This is a genomic window from Bacillus sp. B2-WWTP-C-10-Post-4 (assembly GCF_009183805.1).
GTDB lineage: Bacteria > Bacillota > Bacilli > Bacillales > Bacillaceae_G > Bacillus_A > Bacillus_A cereus.
Window position 1 is genome coordinate 43,902 of the sequence record NZ_WEII01000009.1, and the last position, 14,859, is coordinate 58,760.

Sequence of the window (14,859 nt, forward strand, 5' to 3'; positions counted from 1 at the left end):
CAAACATTGATAATGCGTGGAAAATATCGATGTATAATGTCTATGTGAAACAGGACCTGATAGATGCATATCAGGTCCTGTTTTTTATTTAGTAGATACTAAATAGTCCGGTTAATCACTATTCATCTAAATACACTATACTAATAAAGTGAAATTTATTCGAAAGAAGTTCATTAGTTAATATGTATCTAATTAAGAAACAGTCATATACCAGCCCAAACATCTTTTCCATATCGCCCTTCATCTTGCACACGATCCAACCAATTTCTTGCTTCTTGTTCACTGACTTCATGAATTTCTTGATATGCTTGACAAAGGGTATCTTCTACATCCGGAGCCATTTTACTTCCATCACCACATATATAAAGATGAGCTCCATTATCTAATAACGAAATTAAATTGATTCTATCTTGTTTTATTAAATGCTGCACATATGTTTTTGGATGTCCCTCTAGACGAGAAAAAGCTGTGTGTAAAGAGATTAATCCATCTCTTTCATCATTTTCTAGTTCTGTACGATAAAGATAATCTTTTTCAGGATGACGACAACCAAAATATAGATGTGCTTCTCCTAAGTTAATACCTTTTTGCTTTTGAACACGACGCGCTTGCAAGAATCCACGGAATGGTGCAATTCCAGTACCTGGCCCAACCATAATAATTGGTGTTTCTGGATCTTTAGGTAATTCAAAGTTTGATTGTGGCGTTCGAATGAAACAGATAATCTCATCTTTATTATGACGCTGAGCTAAGTAATTAGAAGCGACTCCTTCATATGTCCCTTCCCCACTCCATGCAGGCGCATTAACAACACCGACCGTAATGCTCAGACGATTGTGTGCAACGAGTGGAGAACTTGAAATAGAATAGTAACGCGGTTTGAGCGCAGGAAGAAGTTCTAAAAAGCGTTCAAATCGGATTTCACAAGCCTCATACTTTTCAAGAAGGTCCAACATTGAAATCCGTTTCTTTAGTATTTGTTCATGGTAAACTCCTTCTTCTAATAATGCTTCCAATTCTTTTTTATGAGGAGGACATGCTGTGAATGTTACCATTTCTCGTATTTGTGCTCGAGTGGCTGCTTCTTGAACTTCAACACTATAACTAAGAAGGTCCAATAAACTAACAGGACTGTCTAAAGGTATGTGATTTATACTTCGTCCACTTGCACTCAGTATAACTTGATCCTTCCCATTTAATCCAAAGCGTCTTAAAATTCGGTTGATATTTTTCTCGCTATTAACTGGCAGCACTCCAAGGTGGTCTCCTTCTTTATATGTAGCGCCTTCTGGCAAGGATACCTCGATATGTCGTGTACTTCTATCACTACTGGATGATTGGAGTTCACGATTTTCTAGTATAGATGCATAAACTGCTTCATATGTTCGTGCAAGAGGAGATCCTCCAAGACGACTGACAAATTGCAAACTCAAAGTACTGCGCTCTTTTTCCATATTTTTGTTGAGCTCCAATCCAAATGCCTTCATTGCATCAGACCACATACTTTGTTTCCATTGCTCGAGCTGTTCCTCGAAATCACCACTTGCATCTGCTTCTCCGCGTTTAGAAAATCTTGTTGCTCCTTTTTGAGCCATCTGCTCATCAATGTATCTTGGAATCCGTTGATAGGTACTAGCCCAATTATGATCTCCACAACCAAAAACTGCGTATTGAACCCCTTTTAGCTCATCCGGTTTTAGTTCCTCCAACCATTGCACAAACTGCCCTGCATTACTTGGCGGTTTTCCATTATAAGAAGAAGTCACAATAAGTACCGCTCCTTCTTTTGGCAAACTTCCAATTCGGTCGTTAAGAGCTACCACTTCCGTTTGAACTCCTTCTAAACTAGCTGTATCCGCTAATTCTCTTGCAATACCTTCTGCTACACCTGTATCCGAGCCGTACAGAACAAGAAGTGAAAGATTATCGGCCCCAATAATAGAAGGTGTCTTCTGAACGTGCTGCTTAATTTCATCGTTTTTCAGCTTGTCCTCTGTAGGTGCAAGAACAGTAGGATGGCTAATAGTTTGTTTTCGGGGTAGAATCCTAATCTTAAAATCGCCGGGCTTTAGCGTTAATGTTTGTTTTACTTCCAGCTGATAGTTTTGATAATCGATTAATTCAAAATGTTGAAGAAGCATTCCCATTACAAGAGTGGCTTCATGAAGTGCAAATTGCATACCGATACATGCTCTCTGGCCATTTCCAAATGGCTTATAAGCATGATTAGGAACCTTATCCAGCTCTTCAAATCGTTCAGGTTGGAATTCTTCCACATTGTCTCCCCATGCATCTTTATCCCTATGTAGCTGTGGAATAAGAACAGAAATACGATCTTCTCCTTTCTTAATTGGGTATTTCCCGCCAATCACTGTATCTTCTTTTGCATAGAGACTGAATGCTGGAGCGGTAGGCCATAGACGCAGTGATTCATTTAAAATCATCCGTATATACTTCAGTTTCATAACTTGTTGGTATGTTGGAGTCGAATCTGTCAAAACACGGTCTACTTCTTCATAGGCTTTTTTCAATTTATCCGGATTCTTTAATAAAAAGTAAATTGCAAAAGATAACAATCCACTTGTTGTCTCATGCCCAGCTATTAAAAAAGTGATAATTTGGAAACGAATGTTTTCATCATCTAATTTTTCACCAGTTTCCGGATCTGGCACATTTAACATACGGGAAAGTAAATCATTTTCTTCCTGATTTCCACTACTTTTACGTTCAGCAATAATATTATCTACTAAAGAAAACATAGATTGGATATCATGCTGAAATTGACGTTTCGTTCTCCACATAAGTTTGTCTTCTATATCCAGCCGCTGCAATTGGTGCATCGCCTCATCTAGAGCACGGGTCATGCTAGTAATAAAAGGATGAGGTGTCTCACGATAAAAGCTATTAAATCGGTAATTAAAACCACATAGACCAATTGTATCTAACGTAAGGCGAGTCATATCCTCTGGAACATCTACGTTTTCATTCGGATTAAGCCGTGCCCATTTTTGAACGAGTTGTACAGCAATATCAACCATCATAGCATGGTAATCTTTCATTGCCCGTTGGCTAAATGTAGGCATCAAAATATTATGAGCTTTTTTCCAGTTAGGCTCGTGAGTCTCGCTTGTAAATAATCCGTCTCCAGCAAAGGCGCGAACTTTTGCTAAAGCACCCTCTATACTTTTATCGAACCGTGTTTCGTCACAGACTTCTGCTACCAGTTCATGTCCGGAAACGACAATAATGGTATCACTTAAAGTTTGAATTTGAAAAATGGGACCATACTCTTCCGCTATCTTGATAAAGGATAGGGTCGGTTTATCTTTATCGATTAATGGGAGATTACCCAGCGGTCCATATGTTTTCGGCTGAGGAATGGCAGATACTTTTTTTTCCATTTAAAACACCCTTTCAAAAAAGCATGAAATAACATATCCCATTTAATAAAGAGGAAATAGCAACTAATCGCCTGGGATAAAGATATGTAATTGATTACCTTATTTTATCTTTTCCCTAACTATTCATGATTATGATATTACGTATAAGCTTGGCAATTAGATTTCTAACTTGTAGAAAAATACTAAATTAAAATGAAGCGAATAAATATAGTTGGAGCCTTTTAATGTTGGTGTTAAAAGATAATCTAAACTTGTAATGTTTATGAGAAATTGCAAACGGATCTCATCTCTTGTATTTGTTTATAAAAACGATTATTTTGATTCATTTTCTTCTAAAACACCCCAAAAATAGAGAAGTTGACGAGCTTAAGATTGTAGTATTCGAAAAATCAGTAGTTTAGTTAAACCAATACGATAAGCAAGTATACCGTGTTACTAATGAAAGAGGACCTGATATGAACATCAGGTCCTCTTTTACTATATAATTATTTCCCTGCTTCTTTTAGTTCTTTTCCAGCTTTAAATACCGGCGCCTTAGCAGCAAAAAACTTGTAGGAATCATTATCAAGCGTTTTATTTTTCTCTACCGATTTAGCTTCTCGACAGCTTCCGCACTTGTATCTACACGTTTAACGAAAAAAACTAATAGTAGTGCAACAACATTCATGCCAAGCGCTACATAAAACGAATATTGAATTCCAGATAATAAAGCCTTCTGAGTTACTATTGCCTTCGTAGTTTCTGTAAAGGTTGTTGGATCTATATGAGACATTAAACTTTCAGCTTTTGTTTTTGTTACAGAGTTCATAATCGTAACAAGAATAGCAGTACCAATCGAACCAGACACTTGTTGAGCTGTATTATTAACAGCTGTACCGTGCGGATTTAAGCGAGTTGGCAATTGATTAAGACCATTTGTCATAAGTGGCATCATAACCATCGCCATCCCAAACATCCGCAGTGTGTAGATAAGAATAATATGTGTGTGACTAGAGTCAATTTGCAGACTTGCCAACATATACGTTGAAACAGCTGTAATGGAAAGCCCCACTATGCCAAGAATCCGAGGACCATATTTATCAAATAGTTTACCTGTAATTGGTGACATAATCCCCATTATTACCGCACCTGGAAGCATCATCAGCCCAGAGCTCAGCGGCGAAATACCACGGACGTTTTGTACATAAGCTGGTGTTAAAATCATACCCGAAAACATGGCCACCGCGTTGACAATTGCAATTACAGACGCAAGTGCAAACATTGGGTACTTGTAAACACGTAAATCCAATAACGGCTCATCCATTTTTAATTGACGAATAATGAAAGCAATTAGGGCAATAGCGCCTATGATTAAGGTTGTTAAGACAACTTTATTCGTCCAGCCATCGGAGCTTGCAGAACTGAATCCATATAACAAACCGCCAAAACCGACAGAAGATAATAGTAATGAGAGATAATCAAGTTTTGCATTTTTGTTTTGTTTCATGACATTCTCAGATTTCCAAATCCCTAACAGTAAACTAATGATTGCTAACGGTAAAATCATTTCAAAAAGCAAACGCCAGTCATAATACTCTACAATATAACCTGATAGTGTCGGCCCAATTGCTGGAGCTGTAATCATAACTAGTCCAAAAATCCCCATTGCTGTTCCCCTTTTTTCTCTCGGAAAGCTTACTAGCATAATATTCATTAACAAAGGTCCCATAACTGAAGAGCCTGCCGCTTGAACCATCCGACCAGTAAGTAATAAACCAAAGTTAGGTGCTACAGCCGCTAAGGCAGTACCAAGAATAAAAATCACCATAGATGTAATAAATAGGCTCCTATTCGAGAAACGCGTTATTAAAAATGCTGAGGCCGGAATTAATATACCACTTACAAGCATATACCCTGTAGAAAGCCACTGGATCGTTGAATAATCTTGAATGTTTAAATCTTTCATTATTGATGGCAAGGCTACATTTAAAAGGGAGTTATTTAGAAATGAAACAAATGCCCCAATAAAAAGGATTACAAGCATTACATATGGTGGTTTTCTTTTATGTAATGTTTCACTCATATATTTAATTGCCCCTTCATTATAAATTTCATTGATTCGTTTAAATCGTTTACATATTTGCACAAGAAAATATTACCCTTGCAGTATTTTGCCAAACTCTTCGAATGGATATTCTCTTTTTAGCAATTCCACTTGCTCAACATACCATTTTAAAATCTTTTTGTTGATTAAACCTTTATAAAAATGTTTGTTAACGGAATTTAAATTAGGCTGAAATACACAAAATAAGCAACTGAAAATCCCCTTCTAAAATAAAGTGAAGCTTTAAATCAATGGGAATTTTACAGGCAGCGAGAAAAACCAAAAAGACCACGCACCCATTCCTTTAAATACAGGCTTGTAGATCTAGTTATGTAACCATCCATAAAAAGGAATATTACATAGGCTAAGTCTAACATTACATTTTTAAAGTGAGGAGAATAAGCGTATGGACCAATATTGGTATTTGAATTCACAGGGAAATGGGCAACAATATAATAACCAAATTTCATTATATTCACAGTCCGAAATAACTACATCTGAGGTAATGAATGATTTGAAGATTCCTGAAAATTGGAGTTACCGAGTCTATCCAGTTAGTTGGGATTCATCAGCCAATTATACGGGGTTCAATCCCCGCCCCCCTCTCTTCTCTTGGGGGCAGCCAATTAATTATGGAGGGATAATGCCCCAAGGTCATCCTGCTAATTGGACTCCATTACCAAGTCATGCAGGTTTTAATTTTCAAAAACCTCCCTTCCCCTGGGCACAACCATTCAATCATACAGGGATGTTCGCACAAGGTCATCTTGCAGCTTTACTATCGCCGCCAGCCAAGCCTTTTCATTTCAATACCAATAACTCAGGTGTTTTTGGAAACCCTCCAGGATGGGGTGGTCCGTGGGCCCCAATGGGATGGGGAAATAACGGAGGTAACGGTCAGCTAGGAATGCTTGGAAACTTACTTACAGCAGGAAAAGGCACCATGAGTGGAATAGGAATGATCAGTAGTCTAATCGGGATGGGGAAGTTCTTCTTTTAGTTAATTAGAACAGGAGAATGTGGCTGTAGCTTTAATCAGCCACATTTAAGGACAGTAATCTCCCTTCTAACTTCCTAGCATAGCATTCGCGGAAATTTTAGGTAGATATGTATTGTTACAAGTTACCGTTTTACTTTGAGTGCTCCTTTACTTTCTTATCAAGTGCCTTACTATAAGCATCTTTGTTTTCCTGCGATAACTCATAAATTGCTTTTTTCCAATGCTCTCCGTCTACACCTGATAAAAATTCAGTACCTTTCATTGTAGCTTCTTGAATCTTCTGTTTATCTTCTTTACCAGCATCCTTAATTAACTTGGTTGCTTTTCTTGCCTCTGTTACCCCTTCTTGTATGGATTTGTGAATGTCTTTGTATGTATCAGGTACTTTTATGTGTTCCATATTGTCTAAAATTTTATCTATCTCGTTTGATGTTTTTAAAACAGCTTTTGCTTTTTCTTTGTCCTTTAAGGATTCTCCTAAGTTTAGTAATAGTTCATCCTTCTTAAATTGGAACTCTACCACTTGCTCACATATGTAGTACGGATACTGTTGTTCAGAAATTACTGTTTTCGTTATTGCTTTACTAGTTTGCTCAGTCTTATGAGTAGAATCTTTATCTCCTACCTCGCATCCGACTAACAGCATAAATGGAACTGCTAACGTTACTAGTTTCTTTGCTCTCATTATGTATTCTCCTTGTAGAAAGTATTGTAAGTAATTAACATATCAAACTATAACATACATTACATTATGGTTCACTTCCATTACGCTTTTAAAATGCAAAATAAGAATACACCCCATAAGCCGCAAATAAGATTAATAGAATAGAAATGCCGAGTGCCGTATATATAATCCATTTTAAATTTGAATTCATATCATCCTCCTACCTCTCGGTAATTCCAGTATATAACAAAAAAAGCATTGGATACCCAATGCTTTTTACACTTACGCAAATAAAGAAGTATTCGCATATAAAGCTGGTGAACCACCTGAATGTACGAATAAAATATTGTCTTCCTTATTAAATTTACCTTTTCTAATTAAGTCGATTAATCCCGCTACTGCCTTACCTGTATACACTGGATCAAGTAAAATACCTTCTGTTTTCGCAAGTAACTGAACTGCCTCTACCATTTCCGGCGTTGGTAACGCATAGCCTGGTCCTACATATTCATCAAAGCACGTAACAGCGTCGCGCGAGATAAAGTTTGGAATACCAACATGTGCTGAAGTTTCATCTACAAGTTTTGCTACTTTCTCTTCTTGCTCAGCTTTTCCTCTACTTACATTAATCCCGATTACAGGAATATGGCTTTGTGTTCCAGAAAAACCAGTAATTAAACCAGCATGCATACCGCCGCTACCACTTACACAAACAACTGAACTGAAATCAATCCCTTGCTCAAATGATTGCGCCATAATTTCTTGCGCACAAGCAACGTATCCCATTGCGCCCGTAGGGTTTGATCCACCAACTGGAATTACATATGGTGTACTACCTTTTTCACTTACTTCTTTTGCTACTTTATGCATTTCTTCCATCAGGTCTGCTCCGTTCGGTACAACAATTACATTTTCAGCACCTAATAAGTGATATAAGAAATAGTTTCCGTTAAAGTCTCTCTTCTCTTCTGGCTCAAGCCCTTCCTCTAATACAAGAATACATTTCATTTTTTCTTTTACCGCAGCTGCCAGTGTCAGGCGGCAATGATTTGACTGAATACCACCAGCTGTAATTAACGTATCTGCACCCTTTTCCTGTGCATCTGCAACTAAAAATTCTAACTTTCTCGTCTTATTGCCACCAGCTGTTAAACCAAGTAAATCATCTCGTTTAAAATAAATAGTCGGGCCACCAAGTGCTTCAGAAAAGTTGTTTAACTTTTCAATTGGTGTATATGATTCTGTATATTTTTTTCTCGGGAATTTAGCTAAATTCATTGTAACGCTCCTTTTGTACTTCTTTCACAATATATGTAACGTTACTATTATTACACGTAAAAATGGTGAAGTCACCTTTCTCGGTTAAAAATGTATTAAAATTCGGTACATGAAATTTATATCGGCGGTTTTTCAAATATATCAGCGATTTTCAATTTATATCGGCGATTTTCAAAATATATCAGCGATTCTCAATTTATATCAGCGATTCTCAAATATATCGACTTACCGACAAAAAGTGACAAAATAAAAAGAGCCCACACATTCAAATGCAGACTCCCTCCAATCACTTATTTACCGAAAAACGAAGTAACTGTGTTAATCCCGGCTCTAAATTCATTTCACCTTTATGGCGTACGTATACGACTTTATCCCCATCAAATTTCGGAGGGTTTGCTTTACTATACGTATGCCACTCATTCGTTCCTTCTATAGAATACTCCATATATTCAGTTGCACCGACAATTATATTTCCACTATCATCTGCCGTTACATTTGGTGCCATCTGCGCAATTTTTGAATCACTAATTAATAACTTCTTTATATCCTTATCACGTTTGTAATCGTAAGCTGTCACAATTACATCGTTACCATATGCTTTCACTTGTAACCCTTGTTTAAATGAATAGCCATCTGGAGCAGTTTTCTCTCCTCCATTTGGTCCTGCTGACATCCAGCCTGTTTCAATCCCGCCCGTATTTACAACAGTGAAACCTTTTTCATCTCCGCCTTTAATTTTCTTTTTACCAGCCCAGTCAGGTAAGTTTAAATCCCAATGCGTATGGCTCGTGAAGAAAACAACTTGCGGATAGTCTTTTAATATATCGTACAATTTATCCACGTTTAAATAATCTTGTAAATACGGCGATTGTCTTGATCCCGATACCGTATCAGGTAAAACGTGATGAGAGAAAATAAAGATTGGCTTATTTTTATCTTTTTGACTATACTCTTCTAAATTTTGTTTTAACCAACCTAATTGCTCATCACTCATATATACTTCGTCCCACATTTTTGAATCGTGGTATTTCATATATTTTTCAGTTCCTAAAAATAAAAGTGGATAGCCATCTAATTCTTTTTTATGATATACCTTTTCTTGTCCACTAAATTGTAAGTAGCGACCAAATAGTGTTTCTTCCGTTACACCATTTGGCCATGTACTTTGAGAGAGTTTCCCATCCGCTGTCCATTTACCAGCATAAAACTCATGATTCCCAACAGTAGACCATACATTTTCCGGATGCTTATTTTTATTTAACACACGCTTTACATCATCATATTGTGACTGTTGTCCAGTCGGCGTTATATCCCCATTCATAATAAGCGCTCTAGAAAGTGGCGTTACTTTATTCATATCTTTTAATACGTGATCAAAATCTCCTAAATCACCTTGAATGTCACTAATAACATTAAAAGTTGTAGCTGATTTTCGAACTTGCTCTTTCCCTTCCGCATGTGCTGAAAATGTAGGTAATAATGCCGCCATAACTGCTAACGAAGCAACTGTCTTTTTCATACAAATTCTCCCCCTAATAATAGAATGTACAAACTGACATATTCTGCTTTCTCTTAGGTGCTTGTCCAATTCACATTATAGGGGGAGATTGTAAAGATTAATGGAATAAAAAATTAAGTGTTTTTTAAGAGATTTTGTCTTTTTTCACAATCCACAATTAGCAATTCGTGCCAATATAGCTTTCTAGTCTTTAACATTACATAAATGTAAATGAATATGATGAATCTCTTAGTTTAATATGTTGTCTTTTTAATCTCTGTTATATAACCGCCACAAAATATGCTATTTTTTCAAGTTCTCTTTCTTTAATAAAAGTTACTCCTCTTTTAATTAGCCTTAAAATTGTAAAGTGGCTTAATAATATGTTTAATATCAATTGTTTCTTTTGTATTCTCAATAATTTCATCCATTGGCTTATATACCATTGGTGCTTCATCTAAAGTACTTTCTGCAACAGATGTAGTCCAAACCTCTGTCATTGTATTTTGAAAATCCTCTAAGTTAAGTACTTCTTTCGCCTTCTTGCGACTCATAATACGCCCTGCTCCATGAGGGCCAGAAAAGTTCCAATCTGGATTTCCTTTACCAAATGCAATGATTGAACCATCTCTCATATTGATTGGAATGATTACTCGTTCATCTTTCTGAGCTGAAATAGCACCTTTTCTTAGAATCATATTGTCCATATCGATGTAGTTATGGATTGTAGTGAATTGATCTGTTACTTTCCAATCCATTGTAGTGACGATTTCATCAATCATTGCTTTACGATTTAACTCCGCATATTTTTGTGCAATTTTCATATCATTCATGTAATCTTTAAATCCTTGTCCTTCTAAATAAGCTAATTCTTTACGAATCACCGGTTTCTTAATTTCACGTAAAGCTTCATGTATTTCTTGTTGTCTGCCTTCTTTCGTTAAACGCTCAATAATTTCTTCTTTAATAGATTTAACGTTTATAAGTTGCTCGTAAGCAAAGTTTTGATAATACTCTGCTACTTGTTTCCCTAAATTACGCGAACCACTATGAATAACAATGTATACATTTCCTTCATCATCCTCATTCAGTTCGACAAAATGATTGCCCCCGCCAAGTGTACCAATACTTTTTTGAGCACGTTGCAATGTAAACGGGGCTCTTACACTATCAAAATCAATCATTTTTGAAAATCTATGTTCCTTATCTCGAATACGAAAACCACTTGGGACAAATTTACGTATCGTTTCGTCTAAGTGATCGAAGTTGATTTCCTCTTTTTTCTTATTAATCATAACAACTTCCATGCCACAACCAATATCGTACTTACCTCTCAGTTTCCTGAAAGAGTGGACTATACCTTCTCTACAGTCATCGAGATATGCAGTCTCTACTGTAGGCTCACCGTATTAATTATTCCTCTTCAATTCAAAATAGATGAGGAATAATTCTGTACCTTAGTCTGCTAACATGGTACAAGTCTCTGAACCATTCGATTATGTCACCATAACCACTGGCTGCTGATTGCCCTCGCCTTTTATCGTTAGGGTTCCCAGTCAATTGAGTGAGTAGTTTAAAGTCTGAGCCGATTAGTTAACCCCGACTAAATTAGGAACAATCTTATCTTGAATTGTCATTGTTGTCCCAATCGTGCAACCTGCACCCGCATGTGTATCTGGCATAATACGAATCTTGCTATCCTTTACGAATTCTTGGTTACAAAGATCAATAATTTGACCTGCTGCCATTTCTTCTACATTCGTAGTATATACTTTCGCTTCATTGTATTTTCCTCGTAATTTCAACATCTTCTATTTCCCCTTTCCTTTAGTTTCTACAAAACATTAATTTATATATATTTATAATTATATTTTCCACCACTACAGCTCATTTCCTTTTTTATAAAAAAAGACACAGAGATTCCTCCCCATGCCTACTAATTTCCTACCTTTTCACCGCATGCACATAATGCACTGTCTCAAAAGCTTTCAAATAATCGTTTCGTCCTTCAAAATATAATTTATTTATGTCTTCTGGCGATAAATGTTCATAAATGAGTAAGCCCGCCTTCTCTAACAGTGCTTCCATTTCGGCATAAGAAAAATATGATTTCATCGGTTCTCCGCCTACCGCAGCCATTTTTACCATATTTTCAACTCGATTGGACAGTCCCTTTTCCGTAAACAAGTTTTCATCGGGATAATCGAAAACGATAGAACTTCCTGCCGGAACCACCTCAAATAAACATTCTATTAAACTAGAAAGTTCCTCTTTCGTTAAATAGTACGTTACACCTAATAGACTAAAGAACGTCTTTTTATTTTCGAATCCTTCATTCCGTAACTGCTCATAGAAAAATCCTTTCGTGAAATCCATCGAAACAAAATGAAGGTTATTTGGAACTTCAAGTTCTACTTCTTTTATTCTTTCCTTCTTAAACGCCTGCGTAGAAGGATGATCCACTTCAAATATTTCTATTTTATTCTCTAACTCTCGGTTTCTAAAACTGAACGTATCTAAGCCTGCACCGAGTATGACGTATTGTTTCGCTCCTAATGTAATTTCATGTAGTAATACTCTTTCACAATATGCGGCACGTGCTAAAGGTGTTGGTGATAACTGAACTTGTGTAATCCATTTTAATATTTTTTTTGGATTGTCTTGAAACTGCTCTGCAATGTCTGTATTGAAAAAGTGAATCCCTTGAACCATGTTCGTTTCAATATTGTTACGTTCTTTTTGTGAAATGAAATCTTTAGCTACATAATCATTAAAGATTTTAGGACTATCAAATTCACTATGATACGCCCTTCCGAATGCTGATACTAACGACGTTACACTTGCTTCACCTTGTTTCACGCACATACACTCTCCTTCATTTTCACAACAAAAATAGGGTTCCCCTGGCCAGGAGAACCCTATTATACACCTTATTTTCGTATTGGTAAATTATAGCATAAATAAGTTTTTTTGTCAAGTTTTCAGCCTACTAACGCTCCAATAATTTGTGTAATCTCTAGCAGGAAGATTTCGATCTACACCGAATATTCCAGTTCATAACAATACAAATGGAGGGCGTCATGAAAAGATTAGTCATCATTACAGTTGGAAAAACACACAGTGGAAAAACTACATTTGCAAGAGCATTAGAAAAAGAGTTACCCCACTCTTTCGTTATGGATCAAGATAATCAAGCTGAATTTATTAACACGCATTATGAAAAATTACAGCCGGCTAAAGGCCCTAATACATTTAAGCACGGTCTTTCAAAATTCATTGTTGATTATGCGAAAGAACATTCAAATTTACACCTTATTATTAGTAACTCCAATCGCAGTAAAAATGGAAGGATATATTTACTAAACGAATTATTTCCACAGAATGAATATGTACGCATACTCGTTCATTTTGACATTCCAGATGATGTACTTTACGAAAGAGTGGCTCGAAGCACGCGAAGTACGAATATTTTTAGAGGTGGATATTCTAGTTTCAAAGAAGTATTTGATCGACAACAAACTGAATCACTTCACGATGATGTGGTAGATCCTATAGAAAATGAGGCTGATTATTTGTTTGTTATTCGCAATAATAAAGATATAAGCTTTACTATTGAAGAAATTGTTCATCTAGCTAAAGATTTATCCCCTACTCCAAAATAAGAGATTATAAAAATTACATAATCATAGATTATTATGCAAATACTTCCTCTAGACGGCGCAGATGGTATATAATGATGGAAGAATCTACTTCTATATGCTCATTTTTACACAAAACAGTTCATGCATATGAAAGAAAAGAGGTACAAAAATATGAAAACAAAAAAAACAATTGCTGCGTCTACACTAGCTTTAGCAATGATTGCTGGCGCGAACTCTGCTCATGCGGAAGTAAATGATGCTACTCCTCAGCAAAGTACGGGAGATCGATTAGCTGAAATTAAGCAACATAAACAAGAGTTAGATGCAAAATTGCAGCAACACAAAGAAAACGTGGATCAAACATTAAATGAACTTAACAAGGTTAAGGAAAATGTTGATACGAAGGTGAATGAACTACATGAACGTAAACAAGTTGCTGATGAAAAAATTAACGAAGTTAAACAGCATAAACAAGAACTAGATGCAAAACTGCAGCAAGACAAACAAATCGCCGAAGATAAAATCGCTGAAATTAAAGAGCATAAAAAACAAGTAGAAGATAAAGTTGCTGAAGTAAAAGAACATAAGCAAAATATCGATAACAAAGTGGATGAGATTAAAGAACATAAACAAACTGTCGATGAAAAAGTGAATGAAATGAAGCAACATAAAGAGAACATTGATCAAAAGGTTAATGAACTTAAGGAAGTTAAAAAACAAGTAGATGAAAAATTAGCTGAGTTAAAGAAAGCGAAACAAACTGCTGAGGACAAACTCGCTGAACTAAAAGAAAACAAGCCGAATACTGGTAACACGTTAGAGGAACTTAAGAAAATTAAAGGCAATTTAGACAGTCTTTCCGCTAACTTAGAATTAGCTAAACAAGATGTAAAAAATAAACTAGCTGTTTTACAAGAAGCTAGACAAGATTTAATTAATAAAATTAACGAAATTAAACAATCGAAACAAACTGTTTCAGATGATTTATCAAAGAAAAAACAAGACTTAGATATTAAAATCAACGACTTTAAGCATACTGAGAAAAAAATTGACGACAAATTAGCTGAGTTACATACAACGAAGCAAAATGTTGATAACAAGATTAATGAAGTATCACAGTCTAAACAAACGCAAGCAGATAATGGTACTAAAAACAATAACGCTAAAGAACTTCCTAACGCTGGTAGCGAGCAATCAAACAATATGGCTCTAGGAATGCTATCTGTATTAGGCGGTGTTTTATTACTTACTCGTAATAAAATTAAAACGTTATTCTCTAAATAAGTCCATAAAA

At 36.0% G+C, this 14,859-nt stretch carries 11 protein-coding genes; 3 read left to right on the forward strand and 8 right to left on the reverse strand.

Annotation, left to right across the window (positions count from 1 at the left end):
- Positions 1–203: 203 nt before the first annotated feature.
- Complete coding sequence (gene cypD, locus GBN78_RS07050; protein ID WP_030026396.1) at positions 204–3,401, reverse strand: bifunctional P-450/NADPH--P450 reductase; 3,198 nt, start codon at positions 3,399–3,401, stop codon at positions 204–206.
- Positions 3,402–3,984: 583 nt separating this feature from the next.
- Positions 3,985–5,463 carry a DHA2 family efflux MFS transporter permease subunit gene (locus tag GBN78_RS07055; protein ID WP_000005138.1) on the reverse strand — a complete coding sequence of 493 codons (1,479 nt, stop codon included), beginning with the start codon at positions 5,461–5,463 and terminating at the stop codon, positions 3,985–3,987.
- Between the two features lie 427 nt (positions 5,464–5,890).
- Here GBN78_RS07055 and GBN78_RS07060 point away from each other — a divergent pair, with 427 nt between their 5' ends.
- Positions 5,891–6,484 carry a hypothetical protein gene (locus GBN78_RS07060; protein ID WP_000373146.1) on the forward strand — a complete coding sequence of 198 codons (594 nt, stop codon included), beginning with the start codon at positions 5,891–5,893 and terminating at the stop codon, positions 6,482–6,484.
- A 130-nt stretch (positions 6,485–6,614) separates the two neighbouring features.
- Here the strand turns inward: GBN78_RS07060 and GBN78_RS07065 are convergent, their stop codons facing one another.
- The 6 genes from GBN78_RS07065 to GBN78_RS07090 all read right to left on the reverse strand — a co-directional run bounded on the left by GBN78_RS07065 (position 6,615) and on the right by GBN78_RS07090 (position 12,789).
- Positions 6,615–7,169, reverse strand: coding sequence for a hypothetical protein (locus GBN78_RS07065; protein WP_001201801.1), 555 nt, complete (start codon positions 7,167–7,169; stop codon positions 6,615–6,617).
- 261 nt (positions 7,170–7,430) lie between these two features.
- Positions 7,431–8,426: a D-cysteate sulfo-lyase gene (gene cuyA, locus GBN78_RS07070; RefSeq protein WP_001046604.1), complete on the reverse strand. Its 996-nt coding sequence runs from the start codon at positions 8,424–8,426 to the stop codon at positions 7,431–7,433.
- A 286-nt stretch (positions 8,427–8,712) separates the two neighbouring features.
- A complete protein-coding gene (locus tag GBN78_RS07075) occupies positions 8,713–9,945 on the reverse strand; it encodes a DUF4073 domain-containing protein (protein ID WP_088046420.1) in 1,233 nt (410 codons plus the stop codon).
- A gap of 326 nt (positions 9,946–10,271) precedes the next feature.
- A complete protein-coding gene (locus GBN78_RS07080) occupies positions 10,272–11,231 on the reverse strand; it encodes an RtcB family protein (RefSeq protein WP_088046421.1) in 960 nt (319 codons plus the stop codon).
- A 282-nt stretch (positions 11,232–11,513) separates the two neighbouring features.
- Positions 11,514–11,732 carry an RtcB family protein gene (locus GBN78_RS07085; RefSeq protein ID WP_002005384.1) on the reverse strand — a complete coding sequence of 73 codons (219 nt, stop codon included), beginning with the start codon at positions 11,730–11,732 and terminating at the stop codon, positions 11,514–11,516.
- 136 nt (positions 11,733–11,868) lie between these two features.
- Positions 11,869–12,789, reverse strand: a complete 921-nt coding sequence (locus GBN78_RS07090; protein ID WP_088046422.1) for a class I SAM-dependent methyltransferase — start codon at positions 12,787–12,789, stop codon at positions 11,869–11,871.
- Positions 12,790–13,004: 215 nt separating this feature from the next.
- On the opposite strand from GBN78_RS07090, the gene GBN78_RS07095 reads away from it, so the two are divergent.
- Both GBN78_RS07095 and GBN78_RS07100 read left to right on the forward strand, forming a co-directional pair.
- Positions 13,005–13,586, forward strand: a complete 582-nt coding sequence (locus GBN78_RS07095; protein WP_088046423.1) for an ATP-binding protein — start codon at positions 13,005–13,007, stop codon at positions 13,584–13,586.
- Positions 13,587–13,736: 150 nt separating this feature from the next.
- Complete coding sequence (locus GBN78_RS07100; RefSeq protein ID WP_000850437.1) at positions 13,737–14,849, forward strand: LPXTG cell wall anchor domain-containing protein; 1,113 nt, start codon at positions 13,737–13,739, stop codon at positions 14,847–14,849.
- Positions 14,850–14,859 lie beyond the last annotated feature (10 nt).